General features: G+C 61.4%; 20 protein-coding genes. 15 read left to right on the top strand and 5 right to left on the bottom strand.

What is annotated here, in order from left to right:
* The coding region (locus tag BN1133_RS08895) for a LysR family transcriptional regulator (protein WP_050666187.1) at window positions 1-752 on the bottom strand (752 nt) is incomplete at its 3' end.
* An 86-nt stretch (window positions 753-838) separates the two neighbouring features.
* On the opposite strand from BN1133_RS08895, the gene BN1133_RS08890 reads away from it, so the two are divergent.
* Window positions 839-1,261: a PACE efflux transporter gene (locus BN1133_RS08890; protein ID WP_396021149.1), complete on the top strand. Its 423-nt coding sequence runs from the start codon at window positions 839-841 to the stop codon at window positions 1,259-1,261.
* Window positions 1,262-1,309: 48 nt separating this feature from the next.
* On the opposite strand, the gene BN1133_RS08885 is transcribed toward BN1133_RS08890, so the two are convergent.
* Window positions 1,310-2,569 carry a dicarboxylate/amino acid:cation symporter gene (locus BN1133_RS08885; RefSeq protein ID WP_050666186.1) on the bottom strand — a complete coding sequence of 420 codons (1,260 nt, stop codon included), beginning with the start codon at window positions 2,567-2,569 and terminating at the stop codon, window positions 1,310-1,312.
* 395 nt (window positions 2,570-2,964) lie between these two features.
* Window positions 2,965-3,267 (bottom strand): hypothetical protein, encoded by a 303-nt coding sequence (locus tag BN1133_RS08880; RefSeq protein ID WP_050666185.1) that lies wholly within the window; start codon window positions 3,265-3,267, stop codon window positions 2,965-2,967.
* A gap of 165 nt (window positions 3,268-3,432) precedes the next feature.
* On the opposite strand from BN1133_RS08880, the gene cutA reads away from it, so the two are divergent.
* The 3 genes from cutA to BN1133_RS08865 all read left to right on the top strand — a co-directional run bounded on the left by cutA (window position 3,433) and on the right by BN1133_RS08865 (window position 6,000).
* Window positions 3,433-3,750, top strand: a complete 318-nt coding sequence (gene cutA, locus BN1133_RS08875; RefSeq protein WP_050666184.1) for a divalent-cation tolerance protein CutA — start codon at window positions 3,433-3,435, stop codon at window positions 3,748-3,750.
* Complete coding sequence (locus BN1133_RS08870; protein WP_050666183.1) at window positions 3,747-5,501, top strand: protein-disulfide reductase DsbD; 1,755 nt, start codon at window positions 3,747-3,749, stop codon at window positions 5,499-5,501. Before cutA ends, BN1133_RS08870 begins: the two co-directional genes overlap by 4 nt.
* Before the next feature lie 76 nt (window positions 5,502-5,577).
* A complete protein-coding gene (locus BN1133_RS08865) occupies window positions 5,578-6,000 on the top strand; it encodes a hypothetical protein (RefSeq protein ID WP_050666182.1) in 423 nt (140 codons plus the stop codon).
* Between the two features lie 39 nt (window positions 6,001-6,039).
* Here BN1133_RS08865 and hemE read toward each other — a convergent pair whose 3' ends face one another.
* Together hemE and nudC are read right to left on the bottom strand one after the other, a co-directional pair.
* Window positions 6,040-7,107 carry a uroporphyrinogen decarboxylase gene (gene hemE / locus BN1133_RS08860; RefSeq protein ID WP_050666181.1) on the bottom strand — a complete coding sequence of 356 codons (1,068 nt, stop codon included), beginning with the start codon at window positions 7,105-7,107 and terminating at the stop codon, window positions 6,040-6,042.
* Between the two features lie 87 nt (window positions 7,108-7,194).
* Window positions 7,195-7,974: an NAD(+) diphosphatase gene (nudC, locus tag BN1133_RS08855; protein WP_050666180.1), complete on the bottom strand. Its 780-nt coding sequence runs from the start codon at window positions 7,972-7,974 to the stop codon at window positions 7,195-7,197.
* 158 nt (window positions 7,975-8,132) lie between these two features.
* Between nudC and BN1133_RS08850 the strand changes: the two genes are divergently transcribed.
* The 11 genes from BN1133_RS08850 to BN1133_RS20095 all read left to right on the top strand — a co-directional run bounded on the left by BN1133_RS08850 (window position 8,133) and on the right by BN1133_RS20095 (window position 19,057).
* Window positions 8,133-8,615, top strand: coding sequence for an Rsd/AlgQ family anti-sigma factor (locus tag BN1133_RS08850; protein WP_050666179.1), 483 nt, complete (start codon window positions 8,133-8,135; stop codon window positions 8,613-8,615).
* Between the two features lie 89 nt (window positions 8,616-8,704).
* Window positions 8,705-9,085 carry a PilZ domain-containing protein gene (locus BN1133_RS08845; RefSeq protein ID WP_050666178.1) on the top strand — a complete coding sequence of 127 codons (381 nt, stop codon included), beginning with the start codon at window positions 8,705-8,707 and terminating at the stop codon, window positions 9,083-9,085.
* A 92-nt stretch (window positions 9,086-9,177) separates the two neighbouring features.
* Complete coding sequence (locus tag BN1133_RS08840; protein WP_050666177.1) at window positions 9,178-10,101, top strand: LysR family transcriptional regulator; 924 nt, start codon at window positions 9,178-9,180, stop codon at window positions 10,099-10,101.
* A gap of 197 nt (window positions 10,102-10,298) precedes the next feature.
* Window positions 10,299-11,426 carry an ABC transporter substrate-binding protein gene (locus BN1133_RS08835; protein WP_050666176.1) on the top strand — a complete coding sequence of 376 codons (1,128 nt, stop codon included), beginning with the start codon at window positions 10,299-10,301 and terminating at the stop codon, window positions 11,424-11,426.
* A 45-nt stretch (window positions 11,427-11,471) separates the two neighbouring features.
* A complete protein-coding gene (locus BN1133_RS08830; RefSeq protein ID WP_050666175.1) occupies window positions 11,472-12,470 on the top strand; it encodes an ABC transporter ATP-binding protein in 999 nt (332 codons plus the stop codon).
* A complete protein-coding gene (locus tag BN1133_RS08825) occupies window positions 12,467-13,420 on the top strand; it encodes an ABC transporter permease (protein ID WP_050666174.1) in 954 nt (317 codons plus the stop codon). The genes BN1133_RS08830 and BN1133_RS08825 overlap by 4 nt, the downstream gene beginning before the upstream one ends.
* Window positions 13,410-14,207, top strand: a complete 798-nt coding sequence (locus BN1133_RS08820) for an ABC transporter permease (RefSeq protein ID WP_005347395.1) — start codon at window positions 13,410-13,412, stop codon at window positions 14,205-14,207. Before BN1133_RS08825 ends, BN1133_RS08820 begins: the two co-directional genes overlap by 11 nt.
* Window positions 14,208-14,226: 19 nt before the next feature.
* On the top strand, window positions 14,227-15,657 hold the full coding sequence (locus tag BN1133_RS08815) for a gamma-aminobutyraldehyde dehydrogenase (RefSeq protein ID WP_050666173.1): 1,431 nt from the start codon (window positions 14,227-14,229) through the stop codon (window positions 15,655-15,657).
* A gap of 1,027 nt (window positions 15,658-16,684) precedes the next feature.
* Window positions 16,685-17,188, top strand: coding sequence for a hypothetical protein (locus BN1133_RS20100; RefSeq protein ID WP_153006789.1), 504 nt, complete (start codon window positions 16,685-16,687; stop codon window positions 17,186-17,188).
* Window positions 17,189-17,348: 160 nt separating this feature from the next.
* On the top strand, window positions 17,349-18,263 hold the full coding sequence (locus tag BN1133_RS19655; protein ID WP_082177967.1) for a TIR domain-containing protein: 915 nt from the start codon (window positions 17,349-17,351) through the stop codon (window positions 18,261-18,263).
* 83 nt (window positions 18,264-18,346) lie between these two features.
* Window positions 18,347-19,057, top strand: coding sequence for a hypothetical protein (locus tag BN1133_RS20095; protein WP_153006790.1), 711 nt, complete (start codon window positions 18,347-18,349; stop codon window positions 19,055-19,057).
* The last annotated feature ends 178 nt before the right edge of the window (window positions 19,058-19,235 follow it).

Below are 19,235 nucleotides of genomic sequence, written 5' to 3'. Positions count from 1 at the left end.
AGCTCACCCCGGGCCAGGGGCCCCTCCACCAGCACATCGGGGATGCTGGCCCACCCCAGCCCCCGCCGTACCAGCTCCAGCACCGCCATGTCCCCCTCGGCCCACCAGACCCGACTCGCCACCCGAAAACGCTGACGCTCCTGCCCGTCGTGGCGTCCGGTCACCATGATCTGCCGGCTCCCCTGCAGGGCGTCCAGGGTCGTGCTCTGCTGCCCGGCCAACGGGTGAGAAGGGGCCACAACCAGCGGCATGGTGACCCGTCCCAGCGGGGCCGCCACTATATCGGGCGAGGGGGCCAGTTGCTCATAACTGATCCCCAGCTGGGCACGCCCCGAGAGCAGCAGCTGATGAAGATCCTCGAGCAGGGGAAAGAGCAGCTCCAGCTCCACCGTCGGGAAGCGCAGGGAGAACGCCTCCAGCAGATCCCCCAGCCAGGGGAGCCAGGTGTCGTCGTCGACGGCCAGGGTGAGACGGGGCTCCACTCCGGCGGCCAACTCACCGGCCAGGGCCGTCAGTTCGCCACAGCGCGCCATCACCAGACGCGCCTCGGCCAGGATCCGCTCCCCCTGAGGGGTGAGGCGCGGCATCCGGCCACTGCGATCGAACAGGGTGAGATCGAGATCGATCTCCAGATTGGCAATGGCACTGCTCACTACCGACTGGGCCTTGCCCAGATGGCGGGCCGCCGCCGAGAAGGAGCCCTGATCCGCCACCACCAACAGGGTGCGCAACTGTTCCAGAGAGGGGGTCATCTATCGCCTTTATAGATAGGTTCTAACTTAGTTCTATCGTTACTCATCGATATAGTGCCGGCAACCCCCTACCGGAGTGAACCAAGATGATGAGAAACGGATCGGACCGGCTGCGCCATACCCTGGGCTTTGAACTGCTCGGGGTCGCCCTCTGCGCCCCTCTGGCCAGCTGGTTATTGGGCCTGGAGCTGGGCCACACCGGGGTGATGGCCATCGGCCTCACCCTGATCGCCACCGTCTGGAACTATGGCTATAACCTGATGGTGGATCGCTGGATGGCGCGCCACCTGGGGCGAGTCGAGAAGCGCTGGCACGAGCGACTGCTGCACGCCCTCGGCTTCGAGGGGGGACTGCTGCTCATCAGCCTGCCACTCATCGCCTGGTGGCTCTCACTCTCCCTGTGGCAGGCGCTGCTGATGGATCTGGGCTTCGCCCTCTTCTATCTGGTCTACGCCTTCTTCTACAACCTGGCCTACGACAAGATCTTCCCCATCCCCCAGAGCGCCTGAACGCAAAGAGGCCCGCAATCGCGGGCCCCTGTGTGGCTTGGGAAGGGATCAGGCTGCGGCCTGCTCCTCCTCGGCCACGGCTTCGATGCCGTTCTCGCTCTTGGCGACCACCACGCAGACGGCGGTGTCACCCACCACGTTGGAGGAGGTGCAGAACATGTCGTTGATGCGATCCACCGCCATGATGATGGCCAGTGCCTCCATGGGCAGACCGAGTTGCATCAGCATCACACCGATCATCACCACACCACCACCCGGCACACCGCCCGCACCGATGGAGAGGATCAGCACGGTGAAGCCGATGGCCAGCAGGTCGCCGGTATGGATGGTGGCGCCGGTGGCGTTGGCCACGAACAGGGTCGCCAGGGTGATGTAGATGGAGACACCGGACATGTTCATGGTGGCGCCGAGCGGCACGCCGAAGCCGGCGATGGACTTGGAGACACCAAACTTCTCAACCAGGGTACGCATGGTCACCGGGATGGTGGCGTTGGAGCTGGCGGTGGAGAGGGAGAAGAGCACCTGCTCACGGGTCTTGCGACGGAACTCGGAGGGCTTGACCCCGGCCATCACCCACACCAGCAGGGGGTAGACCACGAAGATCCAGACCACCAGCATGGCCACCACCAGTATCACGTAGCTGGCGACGGAGAGCAGGGTCGACGCTTCCATGGTGGCACCCAGTTGCAGCATCAGGGCAAAGACGCCGTAGGGAGCCAGCTTCATCACCAGGCCGACCAGCTTCATCATCACCTCGTTGGCGATCTTGAAGGTGTTGACGGCCGGACCGCCGCGGTGATCCAGCGCCTGGATAGCCAGACCGGTCAGGATCGCCATGAAGATGATCTGCAGCATGTCACCGGAGGCAAAGGCCTGGATCGGGTTGCTCGGCACGATATTCATGATCATCTTGCCGATGTCCGGGGTGGTGGTGTCGCCGATGTCGACCGCCTGGGCCGCCAGCGGCAGATGGGCACCCAGGCCCGGCTGCAGCAGCAGGCCGACGGTCAGGGCGGCGGTGATCGCCAGCACGGTGTTGGCGATATAGAGGAAGAAGGTCTTGGAGCCGAGGCGACCGAAGCTCGCCACGTCCTTGAGCTCACACACCCCGCATACGATGGAGATGTAGACCAGGGGGATCACCATCAGCTTGATGAGGGAGACGAACATGCCGCCCACACCGCTGGCGGTCCCGACGACCCACTCATTGAGCAGGCCATTGCCCGGGAACAGGTACTGGATGGCGGTGCCGATCAAGAGCCCCACGAAGAGGCCGATGAATATACGGGAGGAAAGCGACTTTTCCATTATTGGAGACTCCTGCGTGTCTGTATTTTCCGTGTCTGTCTGTTGTCGTTTTTTTAGCCTGTATCACTGGAGTGATGGCGCGACACAGATTTAACATCCATGAAACAACTTTTCCACTAGCAGCGAATATGACTACTCGAGCCTGTGAAGGGCCTCACAATAACAGCGTTAATCACCGCATGGAACGGCCTGGACAGCACATAAACCCAAACGAACCCCATGATAATTCAGCGACAAGCACTGATGGAGCGACAGGTTTATGGCATTTTTAGCTGGTTAAATTCGAAAGGTTGGTTTTAAAAACCAAAGCAAACGTAACATTGCAGCAACAAAAAAGTTGAAAGTCGCAAGAGAAAAGCAGAAAGAGAGGCCGGTTTGAAAACCGGCCGGAGGGGTCAAGCGGGATCATCCTCCATCTCGGGCTCGGCAAGACGCGCCTCGACATCGGCCAGGGCCTGCTGCAGCAAGGCTCGCGCCGCCAGCTGATCCCCCTTGTGCAGACGCTCGAAGAGGTGCTGCTGGATCACCCTGTGAAGCTGCTCCACCGTCACCGGCTCGAGCTCTTCCTTCTCCAGCTCTGCATTCAGTTCATCGACCGTGCTGCGCAGCAAGCCGTGCAGTTGGGCCAGCATGCGCCGCTCCCCGTCACGGATCAGGTTCAGTCTGCGAGTCTGCTGCTGTTCATTGTTGTGCGTCATAAGTGTCCTTTGTCATCCACATCCCCCAACATCCAGCTGGGATTTTGCACCCGACACGGGGCGTCGTCCACCACCCGTCGAGGGGGGATTGCGCAGGCTGAATGGCTGTCATTTTGATGGCCGACTTGTATAGTAGTGACCTCGTTTCACAGACCCGATCCAGCCATGACCGAAGCCATAGTGGTGCTCTGCACCTGCCCCGATGCCGCCAGTGCCGACCGCCTCTGTGAGGCCCTGCTCGAAGCCCGTCTCGCCGCCTGTATCAACCAGCTGCCCGCCGTCACCTCGGTCTACCGCTGGGAAGGCAAGATAGAGCGCGCCAGCGAGATCCAGCTGATCATCAAGAGCACGGCCCGCCATCAGGGCGCCATCACAGAGTGCATTCTGGCCCATCACCCCTATCAGGTGCCGGAGATCCTCACCCTGCCCGTGGCCGGTGGTCACGCCCCCTATCTCGCCTGGCTGGCCGAGGAGACCCGATGATCCGTCTGCTCCTTCTGCTCGCCTGTCTGCTGGGCACCACCCTGCCGACCCAGGCCGCCTCGAACGATCTGCTCGGTGCCCTCGGTATCGAGCAGGCTCCCCGTTTTCTCAAGGTGGATGAGGCGTTTCGCCTGGAGAGCCGCCAGGAGGGAAAACAGCTGCTGCTGACCCTGCAGATCGCCGACGACTACTACCTCTATCGCCACCGCTTTTCCTTCAAGGGTGAGGGGGTGACCTTCGCCGAGCCCGAGCTTCCCGCCGGCCTCCCCCATGAGGATGACTTCTTCGGCAAGAGCGAGATCTACACCCAGAGCGTCACCATTCCCCTCACCCTGCTCACCGCAGGCGAAGGGGGCAGGGTGCACCTCTCCTATCAGGGGTGCACCGAGGGACTCTGCTACCCGCCGACCGACAAGATCATCACCATTGAGCCCATCGCGGCCGACGCACCGGCCGGGGCACCCGACACGACGACCCGGGCCGCCAGCGAACAGGAGCAGTTGGCCGCGACCCTCGGCAGTCAGGGGTTGTGGCTGAGCGTGGCCGCCTTCTTCGCCCTGGGGCTGGGGCTCGCCTTCACCCCCTGCGTCTTCCCCATGTATCCCATCCTCACCGGCATCATCGCCGGGGCCGGGGCACGCCTCTCTACCGGCCGCGCCTTCGCCCTCTCCATGGCTTATGTGCAGGGGATGGCGGTGACCTATACCCTGCTCGGTCTGGTGGTGGCCTCGGCAGGGCTGCAGTTCCAGGCGGCCCTGCAGGCGCCGGCCGTGCTCATCACCCTGTCAGTGCTGTTCGTGCTGCTCGCCCTCTCCATGTTCGGCCTCTACACCCTGCAGCTCCCCTCGGCCCTGCAGACCCGACTCGCGGGTCTGTCCAACCGCCAGCAGGGAGGGAGCCTGGCCGGCGTCACCCTGATGGGGATGATCTCCGGGCTGGTCTGCTCCCCCTGCACCACGGCTCCCCTCTCGGGGGCACTGCTCTACGTGGCCCAGAGCGGCGATCTGCTGCTCGGGGGGGCCGCTCTCTACGCCCTGTCACTTGGCATGGGGTTGCCCCTGCTGCTGCTCGGTACCTCGGGCGGTCGCCTGCTGCCCAAGGCGGGCGCCTGGATGGACAGGGTCAAGCAGCTGTTTGGCTTCGCCCTGCTGGCGGTGCCCCTGCTGTTGCTGTCACGCCTGTGGAGCGACCAGGTGACCACCCTGGCCTGGATTGGCTGGGTCCTGCTGCTGTGTGGCTATCTCTATCACCACAATCAGCACGCCCCCCACTCCCCCTGGCGCAGCGTGCGCGGCTTCGTGCTGCTGCTCGCCATGATGGGCGCCGTGGTCACCGCCCACGACACCTGGCGCGACACCTCGCTGGCCGTGGCTGCCCCCGAGGCGCCGCAGTTTATCCGTATCAAGCGCGGTGACGATCTGGCCGCCCGTCTGGCCGAGGCCAGGGGCAAGCCGGTGCTGCTCGATCTCTACGCCGACTGGTGCGTGGCCTGCAAGGAGTTCGAGCACAAGACCTTCAGCGATCCGGCCGTGCGCCAGCGTTTTAAGAACATGGTGCTGCTGCAGGCGGACGTGACCGCCAACGACGATGACGACGTCACCCTGCTCAACGACCTCAAGGTGCTGGGGTTGCCGACCCTGATCCTCTTCGATCGAGAGGGCAAAGAGGTGCCCGGCAGCCGCATCACCGGCTTTATGGAGCCGGCGCCGTTCGCCCGGCGTCTGGATCAGGTGCTGGGAGAGCAGCCGTAACCGGGGAGAGGTTTCCCCTCGGCCTCCCCCGTGGCACAATCGCGCCTCCCGTTTCGCGCTGTATTCCGGAGTATTCATGAAGAGATGGTTTTGGCTGCTTGCCCTGCTGCTCGGCGCGTGCAGCTCGGGGCCCGGAGCGGATGAGGTGAAACGGCTGGTGCAGGCCCATCTGCAGGCCGAACTTGGCAGCGCCCTGGTGGAGCCGGTGGATCTGACCATAGTGGAGCAAAGTGAGACCCAGGAGGGGCTCTACAAGGTGGCGGTGCGCTATCAGCTCCACTTCCTCAAGGACTTTGCCGAACTCGATACCCAGAGCAACGACGATCTGGTCTACGACGGCAATGGCAAGTTTCACCAGGATCTGCCCCTGATGACCCTGGAATCCCGCTACGGGGAGTTCAAGGCGGGGGAGCGCAGAGCGCAGGAGAGCACTCTCTGGGTGGTGCGCACCGAGCAGGGGTGGCGGCTGGCAGAGCCGGTCACCGCGCCACACAGCTGATAGAACAAAGGGCCCGAATGGGCCCTTTTTGTTGCCTCATCAGCCCCCGTGATAGGGGCGTGAGAGCTCGTGTACCGCGTCGACGAAGACGCCGGCGTGGGCCGGGTCCACATCCTGATGGATGCCGTGACCCAGGTTGAAGACGTGACCGGTGCCCTTGCCGAAACCGGCGAGTATGCTCCCCACCTCTTCACGGATGCGCGCGGGTGAGGCGTAGAGCATGGAGGGATCCATGTTGCCTTGCAGGGCAACCTTGTCACCGACCCGGCGCCTGGCGTCCGCAATATCGGTGGTCCAGTCCAGCCCCAGGGCATCGCAACCGGTGGCGGCAATCTGCTCGAGCCACTGGCCACCGTTCTTGGTAAACAGGGTGACCGGCACGCGGCGACCGTCGTGCTCGCGGATCAGGCCATCGACGATCTTGTGCATGTAGTGCAGGGAGAAGTCGCGGTAATCGCGGGGGGTCAGCACCCCACCCCAGGTGTCGAACACCATCACCGACTGGGCACCGGCGCGGATCTGGGCGTTGAGGTAGAGGATGACGCTGTCGGCCAGCTTGTCGAGCAGCAGGTGCAGAGCCCGGGGATCGGCGTACATCATCTGCTTGATCCTGGTGAAGGCCTTGGAGCTGCCCCCCTCCACCATGTAGGTGGCCAGGGTCCAGGGACTGCCGGAGAAGCCGATCAGCGGCACCTCCCCCTTGAGCTCGCGGCGGATGGTGCGCACCGCGTTCATTACATAGCCGAGCTCGTCTTCCGGATCCGGTACCGGCAGGGCCTGCACGTCGGCCAGGGAACGCACCGGGCGCTCGAAGCGGGGGCCTTCCCCTTGCTCGAAGTAGAGTCCGAGACCCATGGCATCCGGCACGGTGAGGATGTCAGAGAAGAGAATGGCGGCATCGAGCGGGTAACGACGCAGGGGCTGCAGAGTCACCTCGCAGGCCAGCTCGGCGTTGCGGCACAGGGACATGAAGTCACCGGCCTGGGCACGGGTTGCCTTGTACTCCGGCAGATAACGGCCAGCCTGGCGCATCATCCATACCGGGGTCATGTCGACCTCCTGGCGCAGCAGGGCGCGCAGGTAACGATCATTCTTCAGTTCACTCATCCCTACATCCAATCTGGTATCGAAAGTGCAACATTGTACCACCCCGGGGCCGTGGGCGGGACCGCCAAAGTGTGAGAGAGCGCAAAGTCAGGAGGGCTCGCCCTCGATGGCCGCCAGGGTCAGGGCGATAAGCCGGCGGGCTATGGTGCCGTGGGGCGGCAGACGGGGCAGGGCCCCGGCCCGAAAGAAATCCGCATCCACCAGCTCCTCCTCCTGCAGCGTCAGCTCACCGCTCTCGTAGTCGGCCAGAAATCCCATCATCAGGCTGTGGGGGAAGGGCCAGGGCTGGCTCGCCACATAACGGATGTTGGTGATCCGGATGCCGCTCTCCTCGAACACCTCGCGTGCCACACACTGCTCCAGACTCTCCCCGGGTTCGACGAACCCCGCCAGCACGGTGTACATGGGATCCACCGCCTGATGGTGGCGACGGTGGGCGGCGAGCAGAATCTCGGGGCCACGGCGCACCGCCACTATGATGCAGGGGGAGAGACGCGGATAGACGGTGTGCCCCTCGCGGCAGACCATGGCCCACTCCCGATCAGCGGGGACCGCCGGGGCTCCGCAGTGGCCGCAGAAGCGGTGGCTGCGGCGAAAGTTCACCAGCTGCCAGGCGCGACCGGCGAGGCGAAAGGCCTCCTCGTCGCCGGCCTCCATCAGGGAGCGCAGGGGGGCAAAGCCCTCTCCCGGCTCCCCCTCCCCCAGATCGAGCAGATAGCAGGGGCGCCCCTGCCAGTGATCGAAAGGCTCGGCGCGGCGATCGGCGAAGGCGGCGGGCACGACCCCGGGCAAGCGCCCCTCTTCGAGCCACAGGCGAGCCTCACCGCCCAGGATGAACCAGAATCCCGACCCGCTATTTAACCCCATGATCTGAATGCCTTTTGTCCATGAACAACCGAAAGGACATGGTACTCCCGGGGAGACGGGCTGCATATCCTCTTCATCCGGCTATTGACGCTCGCGGGGAATTTACATAGTTATAGATTTGTTAGAGTGCCGCATCGTGCATGCACCATGGAGGGGATATGCTGAGCAAACTGGAGCAGACCAGGCAGAAATATGCGGGGCAACACAGCGCTATCGATGCCTTTCTCGACGCCCGCCAGACCCTGCTGGTGGAGTATATGAAGCTGGCGGGACTGTCGGCCCAGCGCAGCAAGGCGCGCTCCCTTCCCTGTTGTGACGCCATCACCGGCTTTTGCGATCTGCTGGTGGACTATGTGAGCGCCGGGCACTTCGAGATCTACGACCATGTGATGCACGCCTACGAGAACGCCAAGGGTGAGCAGCTGGAGCTGGCCCAGAGCATCTATCCCAAGCTGCGCGCCTGCACCGACTTCGCCTTGCGCTTCAACGACAAGTACGCCGATGCCCAGGACGATGACCTGCTGAGCCTGGACGAGGATCTCAACCGCCTCGGCCCTGTGCTCGAGGAGCGCTTCCGCCAGGAGGACCAGCTGGTCAAGGCGCTGCAACTGCTCGAGCAGTTGACCGCCCCCACCCAGTAGGTCGTTTTTCCGAGTCAGCTCACTGCCGCCCCTCGCGGGCTGGGTTACACTTGGCAAAGAGATGACCGGCAACCATTGAGGAGAGCCACATGTCCGAGCGCCGCCGCTTCTCGCGGATCCTCTACTCCACCCCCGCTCGCCTGAGCCAGGGTGAGCGCCACTGGCAGACCGAGCTTATCGACATCTCCCTTCAGGGGGCCCTGATCCGCCGCCCGTCTGACTGGAGCCATGGGGAGAGCCTCGACTACCACCTCACCTTCCATCTCGCCGGCAGCGAGATCGAGATCAAGATGGAGGTGGAGCTCTCCCATCTGGACGACGAGAAGCTCGGCCTCTACTGCCACCACCTGGATATCGACAGCGCCACCCACCTGCGCCGCATGATTGAGCTCAACGTCGGCGACGAAGATCTGCTGCACCGGGAACTCGAAGAGCTGCTCGAAGAGCATCTCGAACACCCCCATCCCTGATACGCGGGGCCTTCGGGCCCCGCCGTTTTTAGCCCCCCACCCCATGGTCGCCGCCGGTCAGTGCGGCAAGAGAGCCCGAGGCAGGACGCCCGATGAACTTCACCTTTCGCCAGGTTCGCTACTTCGTGGCGGTGGCCGATTGTCTCTCGGTCAGCCGCGCCGCCCAGGAGTTGCATATCTCCCAATCCGCCGTGACCGGCGCCATTCGCGAGCTCGAAGAGGGGGTCGGCGCCACCCTGTTCGAACGGGGGCCGCGCGGCGTGACCCTGACCCCCCAGGGGCACCAGTTCCTGTTGCACGCCCGCCGCATCCTCGGCGCCATGAGCGACGCCGCCCACTCCCTCAAGGGGGCGGCGAAGGAAGAGGAGGGGCGCCTCACCATCGGCGTCACCAGCCTGGTGGCGGGTTATTACCTCTCCGACGCCCTCGGCCGCTTTCGCCGCCTCTTTCCCGGGGTGAACATAGAGGTGAAAGAGGATGAACAGGCCTTTCTCGAGCATCAGATCGTCAACGGCGAGATCGACGTGGGGCTCTTGATGACCAATCGCACCATCCGCCACGAGGCCTTTGAGACCGAGCTGCTGACCCGATCCCCCCTGCGCCTCTGGCTGCCGGCCAACCACCCCCTGTGCGCCCAGCCCAGTCTCTCCCTCACCGAGCTGGCCGAGGAGCCCCTCATCGCCCTCACCGCCGATCAGATGGAGCAGGTGATCCAGGCGGGCCTGCGCCGCTATGGCCTTCGCCCGCGCATCGTGCTGCGTACCGGCTCGGTGGAGGCGGTGCGCAGCCTGGTCACCAGCCACCTGGGACTGGCCCTGCTGCCAGATTTTGCCTATCGCCCCTGGTCTCTGGAGCAGGAGCGAGTCGAGGCGCGGGAGATCAAAGAGCCCATCCCGGCCATCGACATCGGCCTGGTGTGGCGACGCGGATCCCACCTGCCCTGGGAGGCCAGGGAGTTTATCGAGATCGCCAAGGAGCAGGGGCGGCTACGCGCCCGGCTCGGCCCGACCCGATAGCGCTGCGAACCGACAGGAGCGCAGGGCCTGCGCCACCATGTAACAAGCGGGCTTCATTCGAAGTCGATATCACTTTTCCCGATAGCTACCCGCCTAAAAATTGAAATTCTCATTACGCGCCCCCTCTCCTACGCTCATCAGTGCGTTAACAGGATGTTAATCACCCAACACCCCATACAAGATGCAAGGAGAGCACCATGAGAGCGCGCGCACTCTGCCTCGGATTACTGGCCTCGTCACTGCCACTGCACGCAGCACCGCAAGGAGAGGGGCAGGTCGATATCGTCGCCTGGGCCGGCTATGTGGAGCGGGGCGAGACCGACAAGAACTACGACTGGGTCACCGGCTTCGAGAAGGCCACCGGTTGCAAGGTAACGGTCAAGACCGCCGCCACCTCCGACGAGATGGTGGCCCTGATGAACGAAGGGGGCTTCGATCTGGTGACCGCCTCGGGGGATGCCAGCCTGCGCCTCATCGCCGGTGGCAAGGTGCAGCCCATCGATCTCTCGCGCATCCCGAGCTGGAACAAGATAGACCCGCGCCTGCAAAACGCCACCTGGCACAAGGTGGGCGGCAAGCACTACGGGGTGCCCTACCAGTGGGGCTCCAACGTCTTGATGTACAACACCAAGGTCTTCCCCCAGGCGCCCGACTCCTGGTCCGTGGTGTTCGAGCCCCAGACCCTGCCGGACGGCAAGCCCAACAAGGGACGCATCCAGGCCTTCGACGGCCCCATCTACATCGCCGACGCCGCCCTCTACCTGATGACCCACAAGCCCGAGCTCGGTATCAAGGACCCCTATGAACTGAACGAGGATCAGTACAAGGCCACCCTGGATCTGCTGCGCCAGCAGCGCCAGCTGGTGGGGCGCTACTGGCACGATGCCTTCGTGCAGATCGACGACTTCAAGAACGAAGGGGTGGTGGCGTCGAGCTCCTGGCCGTTCCAGGCCAACACGCTGGCCGCAGAGAAGCAGCCCGTCGCCACCGTGGTGCCCAGGGAGGGGGTGACCGGCTGGGCCGACACCACCATGCTGCACAGCGAGGCCAAGCACCCGGTGTGCGCCTACCAGTGGCTCGAGCACTCCCTCAATCCCAAGTTGCAGGGGGATCTCGCCGCCTGGTTTGGCTCTGTGCCCGTGGTGCCCGCCGCCTGTCAGGGCAACGCCCTGCTCGGGGACAAGGGGTGTCAGACCAACGGCGCCGACAACTTCGACAAGGTGCACTTCTGGCGCACCCCCACCACCCAGTGCCAGACCCAGGGGGCCTGCGTGCCTTACTACCGCTGGGTCTCCGACTACATCGCCGTGCTCGGCGGCCGCTGATCCTGCCGGGCCGGTCACGCCGGCCCCTCACTTCGGAGTCAATCCATGCACGCGGTACAGTTTGAACGGGTGAGTCGCCACTATGGGGCCGTCAAGGCGGTAGACCAGGTGTCGCTCGCCATCGCACCGGGGGAGTTTTTCTCCCTGCTGGGGCCGAGCGGCTCGGGCAAGACCACCTGCCTGCGCATGCTGGCCGGGTTCGAATACCCGACCGGCGGCACCATTCGCCTCTTCGGGGAGGCGTGCTCCACCCTGCCCCCCTACGAGCGCCCCCTCAACACCGTCTTTCAGGACTACGCCCTGTTTCCCAACATGAATGTGCGCGACAACATCGCCTACGGCCTGATGATCAAGGGGGTCGACAGGGCCAGTCGCTATCGCCGCGCCGACGAGATGCTCGAGCTGGTGCGCCTGCCCGGGGTGGGCGATCGCCACCCGGGCCAGCTCTCCGGCGGCCAGCGCCAGCGCATCGCCATCGCCCGCGCCCTGATCAACCAGCCGCGGGTGCTGCTGCTCGACGAGCCCCTCGGGGCGCTCGATCTCAAGCTGCGCGAGCAGATGCAGCTCGAGCTCAAGGCCTTGCAGCGCCAGCTCGGCATCACCTTTATCTTCGTCACCCACGATCAGCAGGAGGCGCTCTCCATGAGCGATCGCCTCTGCATCTTCAATCAGGGGCGCATCGAGCAGGTGGCGGCCCCCGAGACCATCTACGACACCCCGGCCACCCCCTTCGTGGCCCGCTTCGTCGGCAGCGTCAACCTGTTCGAGGGCGAGGCCGCCCGCCGCCTCACCGGCCACAGCGGTCAGGTGATGGTGCGCCCGGAGCGGATCCGCCTCGCCACGGCCGGCACCCCGGGCTGGTCCGGCGAGGTGCGCGAGGTGGAGTACCTCGGCCCCTACGTGCGCTACCGGGTGCGCATCGACAGCGACATCGAGCTCATCGTCAACCACCCCAACGAGGGACAGGCCCGCCTGCCGCTCGGGGAGCGGGTCTCTCTGAGCTGGGCGGCCCCCGCCGTGCACGCCCTGGGAGCGACTCCATGAACAGTGCGAGCCTGACCATGCCAAGCCATGCCCCCCGCGCCCCCCTGCGCCGGCGCCTCTCGACCCTGCTCTACGGCCGCTCCGGCCTGCTGCTGGGGACCCTGCTCGGGCCGCCCCTCATCTGGCTCGGCCTCATCTATGCCGGCTCCCTCCTGATGCTGCTCTCCAACGCCTTCTTCGGCCTCGACGAGTTCAGCGGCCAGATCCGTTATGCCTTCACCTGGCAAAACTTCATCGACCTGGCGCGTCCTGAGAACCGGGACGTGATCCTGCGCACCCTGACCATGTCGCTGCTGGTGACCCTGGCCTGCGCCCTGCTCGCCTTCCCCATCGCCTACTACATGGCGCGCTATACCCGGGGGCGGCAGCGGGCCTTCTTCTACATCGCCATCATGCTGCCGCTCTGGTCCAGCTATCTGGTGCGGGTCTACGCCTGGAAGCTGATCCTGGCCAAGGAGGGGGCCATCAACTGGCTGGCCGGTCAGCTCGGGCTGGACGGTGTGCTGCAGGCCCTGCTGAGCCTGCCGGCCATCGGCGGCCCGTCGCTCTCGTTCTCGCGCCTGGGCACCTTTATCGTCTTCGTCTATGTCTGGCTCCCCTTCATGATCCTGCCGATCCAGGCGGCGGTGGAGCGGATCCCGGTCTCGCTCATCGAGGCGAGCGCCGATCTCGGCGCCACCCCGGGCCAGACCTTCCGCACCCTGCTGCTGCCCCTGGCGCTGCCGGGCGTGGTGGCGGGCTCCATCTTCACCTTCTCCCTGACCCTGGGGGACTACATCATCCCGGGCATCATCGGCAACTCCACCCTCTACATCGGGCAGGTGGTCTACATGCAGCAGGGCACGGCCGGCAACCTGCCATTTGCCGCCGCCTTCTCCCTGGTGCCGATCCTCATCATCGCCATCTACTTGACGGTGGCCAAACGTTTGGGGGCCTTCGATGCGCTTTGACCGAGCCGGGAGCGGATTGCGCCTCGCCGCCTATGGCGGGCTCGCCTTCCTGCACCTTCCCATGCTGTTTATCTTCCTCTATGCCTTCACCACCGAGAGCAAGAGCTACCAGTTCCCGCCCCCCGGCCTCACCCTGAAGTGGATTGGGGTCACCCTGGAGCGGCCCGACGTGTGGCGCGCCATCCGCCTGTCCCTCGAGGTGGCGAGCCTCGCCACCCTGGTGGCGCTGCTGCTCGGCACCCTGGCTGCGGCCGCCATCGCCCGCAGCCGCTTCTTCGGCCAGGAGGTGGTGTCACTCCTGCTGATCCTGCCCATCGCCCTGCCGGGCATCGTCACCGGGTTGGCGCTGCGCTCGGCCTACGGGGTGCTGGAGATCCCCTTCAGCTTCTGGACCATCGTCATCGGCCACGCCACCTTCTGCGTGGTGGTGGTCTACAACAACGCCCTGGCGCGCTTTCGCCGCACCCATAGATCCCTTATCGAGGCGTCGATGGATCTCGGGGCCGACGGCTTTCAGACCGTGCGTTACGTGATCCTGCCCAACATCGCCACGGCCCTGCTGGCCGGCGGCATGCTGGCGTTTGCCCTGAGCTTTGACGAGGTGATTGTCACCACCTTCACCGCAGGCCAGCAGACCACCTTGCCCATCTGGATGTACCAGGAGCTGATCCGTCCGCGCGATCGGCCGGTCACCAACGTGGTCGCGCTCATCATAGTCGCGGTCACAACCGTGCCCATCCTGCTCGCCTATTACCTGACGCGCGACGGCAACGACGCCGCTCGCTAACCACCAAGGAAGGTTTTCTATGAAGATATCGACCCAGCAGCTTATCGATGGCCAGTTCGTCACGGGAGAGGGCCAAAGCGAGCCCGTGCTCAACCCCGCCACCGGCGAGCTCATCGTCGCCCTGCCCGAGGCCTCCTTCGAGCAGGTGAGCCGCGCCGTCAACGCCGCCCAGCGCGCCTTCGGCAGCTGGCGCCACACCACGCCGGCCACCCGCAGCAACCTGCTGCTGCGCCTGGCCGCCGACATCGAGGAGCACGCCGAGGAGCTGGCGGCGCTGGAATCCCTCAACTGCGGCAAGCCCTACGCCGCCGTGCTCGGCGACGAGCTGCCGGCGGTGGTCGACTGCTTTCGCTTCTTTGCCGGTGCCGCCCGCTGTTTGCACGGCCCCCTGGCCGGCGAATACCTGGACGGTCACACCAGCATGATCCGCCGCGACCCCATCGGCGTGGTGGGCAGCATAGCCCCCTGGAACTACCCCCTGATGATGGCGGCCTGGAAGATGGCCCCCGTGCTCGCCGCCGGCAATACGGTTGTGCTCAAGCCCTCGGAGCAGACCCCGCTCACCGCCCTGCGCCTGGCGGAGCTGGCCAGCGAGATCTTCCCGCGCGGGGTGGTCAACGTCATCTGCGGGCGCGGCGAGAGCGTGGGGGCCCCCCTGGTGGAGCACCCCCTGGTGCGCATGGTGTCGCTCACCGGGGACATCGCCACCGGCCAGAAGATCTTGCAGAGCGCGGCGCGCACCATGAAGCGCACCCATCTCGAGCTCGGCGGCAAGGCGCCGGTGATCGTCTTCGACGACGCGGATCTCGAGGCCGTGGTGGCGGGCATTCGCACCTTCGGCTTCTACAACGCGGGGCAGGACTGCACCGCCGCCTGCCGCATCTATGCCCAGGGCAAAATCTACGACAAGTTCGTCGCCGCTATGACGGATGCAGTGGCCTCTATCCGGGTGGGCAGCCAACACGAGGAGGGGGTCGAGATGGGGCCGCTCATCTCGGACCGTCAGCGCCACCGGGTGGCCAGCTTCGTCGAGCGGGCCGTCTCCAGCGGCCACATGGAGGTGACCACGGGCGGGCGGATGCGCGCGGGCAACGGCTTTTTCTACGAGCCGACCCTGATCGTCGGCGCCCGTCAGGAGGACGAGATAGTGCGCCGCGAGGTGTTCGGCCCCGTGGTCTCGGTGACCCGCTTTAGCGACGCCGAGCAGGTGGTGCAGTGGGCCAACGACTCGGACTACGGCCTCGCCTCTTCGGTCTGGACCCGGGATCTGGGGCTGGCCCACAGGGTGGCCGCTGGCCTTCAGTACGGCTGCACCTGGATCAACACCCACTTTATGCTCGCCACCGAGATGCCCCACGGGGGGATGAAGATGTCGGGCTACGGCAAGGATCTCTCCCTCTATGCGCTGGAGGACTACACGGTGCCACGGCACATTATGGTGAAGTTGTAGCCGACGCCCCGGGAGGAGCTCGGTCGAGCTCCTTGCCTACGACGAGCATCACAATCCCTGCGGGATTGCCGCTACGCGGGGTTTCGCCCGCCCATCTGGAGGCGCTCAGTCGAGCACTTCACCTACGACCAGCCTCTCGATGCGGCTGCGCCGCATGGGACACGAGGGCTCCGCCCTCGACATTTTTTCGCCCGCCCTGCGGGCTTTGGCGAGTGACTTTGGAAAGACCCAAAGTCACCAAAGGTCTTTTCCCCCGCCAACCCGACCGCTGCGCGGTTTCCCTCGGGTCGGTCACAAGGTCGGGCGGACCGCCGCAGATGGGGCATCCCTGCCCCGCTGCAGCTGCGCCATCATCCCTGATGGCGCTCCTGACCTTGCTTCCTCCCCTCGGCGGCTTGCAGGGGGTCAACAATACCGTGCCCGTCAGTAGCGAAGGCGGCTGGTGTCAGTTGTGGCGCTCAGAAAGGTGGGTGTCCAAATTTCGCTACAAATTTCGCTAACGCGTTGGTGATTAATTTATTGATCTTGCTCAGGAAACCATCATCCCGATCTTCCTTCCCCGATTTCACTCGCTAATATATCCGTTTGGCAACCGTCTCGTCGGAGTCACCCATGGGCCAGGCCAGTGCAATCTCACAGGTAAAAAGCAGCAGACTGAAGGCTGAAATTCAGGGGCGGTAGCCTTGCCGGATGGAATAGATAAGCGAACGTTGCCCACAACGACCGACTCAACATGGTGATGGCCTTATGCTGATTCTGAGCTGTTTACGCAGTCGTGGTTTGGCGGCGCTTTCCTTGCGTAACCCACGAACTGTTTTTTCACACAGTACTCATGGTGGCGCAAAAAGAGGAAGTCAAGCGAATACGCCGCGAACGATAAGAACGTTGTTAACATTATGATTTAATGATAATTTTTACTTGGCGGCGATTGAAATGTTACGGAGTTATATAGAATTCTCTGCTAACGGATTAGTACCGCCTTCCATCTAATCACTGTTATGCTTCATGAGGAAATGGTAGGTTCTAGTTGAAAGATACACTTCGTTATTTATCTATAGTTCTTAGTACCATTAGTGTTATTAGCCTCCTCCAACATGTTGGTAATGTTGGGGTATCGTCTATCTTTCACGATTTCATATCCTATTATAGATACGTCGCTTATGAGGTGTTTGGCTTAATTGGCAGGTCGTTTTCAATAGACATTCCACCGACATTGATGGATATATGGACATTGTCATTTATCGGTGCGGGTGCTTATGTTAGAACTCCTAATATTGAGGGGAGCCGATTATTAAGGAAGTATGATACTAGTAAGTTTCCGTCATATTGGAAGTTTATCTATTTTCTTCTCATGGGTTTTACGTTAGTAGGCTTATCAATTGTTTTCTCAGCGCTTCAGCCTCAAATCTACGTAGATGATGAGCTTGGAGAGTCTTATGCCCTTAGTCGTAGAGCGTTGAAAAATGTACTCGTAATAGTTGCAGGTGTTGTAGTGTTCTTTGTTTTGAATGCTTATGCCCCCTCAGCTTGAAGCATAACAAACGCTTTAAGGCGGATTCGCAACGCTCGGCGGTTTTGGTTTGAATTGGCTTTTGTGTTTACGATGCAATAATTAAATTTCGTGGTAGCGTTGCTCACCACTTAAGCGGGCGTTAGATTTCATTTGAGCCCATGAGAATGGAGATTGTATATTGTTTAACTTAATTATTTCCCATGACCCTGAAACGTGGGATCTCACTCCTTATCAGTGCGATCGTAGTAGAGCGATTGTAGAGTACACAGCCGATGAAATTAGTGAGCGGTATAAGTTCTTCGATAAGAATGCGATTGAAGAACTAAAAAGTTTCCCCACGCTATTTGTAACTGAAAACGAATCGGTCGAAACTCGGATTGGCTACATTACTGATATCAGGGTTAGAAAAAGCTCGGTTGTACTCAGCTATGAATTTGACCCTATTTTTCCTAGCCTCCAAATTGGCGCAATTGAGTCTATGCGCGTTGACATTGACTTAGGGCGTTTCGAATTATCTCGTACGCATTGGGCAGTCAAAGATGAGCCTATTTTTGAAATTCTCATGAGGCGTGGATATTTAAACCAAGCTCAAGTAAACGCCGCCATACAGCGGCGAATGCCTCCTCCGCCTGTTGTTAAGCCTGACAGTCAAGATGATAAGGGGTTTAATAATTCTCAAGTATTCATTGTTCATGGGCACGACGATATAGCAAAACTAGATGTTGCAAGTTTCATTTCTAGTTTAGGTTTACAGCCAATCATTTTGCATATGCAGGCAAGTTCTGGAATGACAATTATTGAAAAGATCGAGCATTACTCAAATGTTGGTTTCGGTATTGTACTCTACACGCCATGCGATACAGGAGCTAAAGTGGGGGCTTTAAGTGGTCGGTATCGTGCGCGCCAAAATGTTGTGTTTGAGCATGGATACCTTATTGGTAAATTAGGTCGCCCACGAGTTTGTGCTGTTGTTAAAGGGGACATCGAAACACCAAACGACATCAGTGGTGTAGTTTACGTTGGGATGGATGCAAGCCTCAATTGGCAAGAGCAACTAAAGATAGAAATGAGAAATGTAGGCTACCACGTATAGAAATCTAACAAACTATTTAAGAGTGATTCGCAACGCGTGGCATTTTTACTATGCGTTGTGTTTGGTGTTTAAGGTGGTATGCGGTGGCATCGGTATTGCGTTGCTCACACCTTAACAGGGCGTTAGAAGTTCAAGGAGAAATAAACAAAGTGGAGTCCAAATCTGCCAAATATGGTTTCTGGGGAGCGGTTATTGCAGCAGCAATTACTGGTGCGATAGGACTTTATATTCATCTCGATGGAAAAGCTGAAGATAGAAAAATCGTTGAAGAGAAGAAGGAAGCAGAGAAATCTAAAGATACTGCTAGCCTAACCATTTCAAATGTTTACGTCCCTCCTATTAATACCGCTATAGAATCAGCATTTTTTGCTCAGATTCAGAACAATTCACTAAGTGTCGCTAAAGACGTGGTTGTCAGGATCAACTTTGGAGAGTCGTCAGTATCAAAATGTGAGACCTTGCCAGTAAATAAAATTAATGCTCAAGAGACGTTCAGTAGTAGCATCCTTACTTTCTCGGCTGGCGATATTCAGCGAAAAGATAGCTTGTACGTATATTGCTTAATATCCCATCCGGTATTTGAATCTATATTATTAACGGGTCCAAATCTGTTCTCAAATACCCTTTTTGAATTCGAGCAATTTGAACCTAAATCTAAACATGATGAGTCAGGATTTGTAACCTTCTTCAAGGTAATTGGAACCATCATCGCAGTGATATTTATTGGTTATTTCACCATAATAATTATCTCTGCCTTGAACCGGAAATTTAAAGTTGATACCAGCAACTTCTAACAAGGCCAGCCAGAGGGACAGCCAAACCGCTGCGCGCTTTGTCTGCCCCTGCTGGCGGCGTTATGCATCAAAGAAATTGGGACACCCACCGTTCTGAGCGCCGCGTAGCGGCCAACAGAGCAGCAACCTACCCAGCTGCTGTCGGGCACGGTATTGGTTCCCCCTCTGATTCGCCGAG

This window comes from Aeromonas schubertii, from assembly GCF_000820105.1.
Lineage (GTDB): Bacteria > Pseudomonadota > Gammaproteobacteria > Enterobacterales > Aeromonadaceae > Aeromonas > Aeromonas schubertii.
The sequence above is the reverse complement of the archived record's forward strand: the minus strand, read 5'-3'. Positions and strand labels throughout refer to the sequence as shown.

Coding starts and splice junctions, on each gene's coding strand:
- BN1133_RS08865 (WP_050666182.1), top strand. CDS start 5,578: ATGAAGAGATGGTTTTGGCTGCTTGCCCTGCTGCTCGGCGCGTGCAGC.
- nudC (WP_050666180.1), bottom strand. CDS start 7,974: ATGGGGTTAAATAGCGGGTCGGGATTCTGGTTCATCCTGGGCGGTGAG.
- BN1133_RS08850 (WP_050666179.1), top strand. CDS start 8,133: ATGCTGAGCAAACTGGAGCAGACCAGGCAGAAATATGCGGGGCAACAC.
- cutA (WP_050666184.1), top strand. CDS start 3,433: ATGACCGAAGCCATAGTGGTGCTCTGCACCTGCCCCGATGCCGCCAGT.
- BN1133_RS08830 (WP_050666175.1), top strand. CDS start 11,472: ATGCACGCGGTACAGTTTGAACGGGTGAGTCGCCACTATGGGGCCGTC.
- BN1133_RS08820 (WP_005347395.1), top strand. CDS start 13,410: ATGCGCTTTGACCGAGCCGGGAGCGGATTGCGCCTCGCCGCCTATGGC.
- BN1133_RS08845 (WP_050666178.1), top strand. CDS start 8,705: ATGTCCGAGCGCCGCCGCTTCTCGCGGATCCTCTACTCCACCCCCGCT.
- BN1133_RS08880 (WP_050666185.1), bottom strand. CDS start 3,267: ATGACGCACAACAATGAACAGCAGCAGACTCGCAGACTGAACCTGATC.
- BN1133_RS08840 (WP_050666177.1), top strand. CDS start 9,178: ATGAACTTCACCTTTCGCCAGGTTCGCTACTTCGTGGCGGTGGCCGAT.
- hemE (WP_050666181.1), bottom strand. CDS start 7,107: ATGAGTGAACTGAAGAATGATCGTTACCTGCGCGCCCTGCTGCGCCAG.
- BN1133_RS08815 (WP_050666173.1), top strand. CDS start 14,227: ATGAAGATATCGACCCAGCAGCTTATCGATGGCCAGTTCGTCACGGGA.
- BN1133_RS08870 (WP_050666183.1), top strand. CDS start 3,747: ATGATCCGTCTGCTCCTTCTGCTCGCCTGTCTGCTGGGCACCACCCTG.
- BN1133_RS08835 (WP_050666176.1), top strand. CDS start 10,299: ATGAGAGCGCGCGCACTCTGCCTCGGATTACTGGCCTCGTCACTGCCA.
- BN1133_RS08825 (WP_050666174.1), top strand. CDS start 12,467: ATGAACAGTGCGAGCCTGACCATGCCAAGCCATGCCCCCCGCGCCCCC.
- BN1133_RS08885 (WP_050666186.1), bottom strand. CDS start 2,569: ATGGAAAAGTCGCTTTCCTCCCGTATATTCATCGGCCTCTTCGTGGGG.
- BN1133_RS08890 (WP_396021149.1), top strand. CDS start 839: ATGATGAGAAACGGATCGGACCGGCTGCGCCATACCCTGGGCTTTGAA.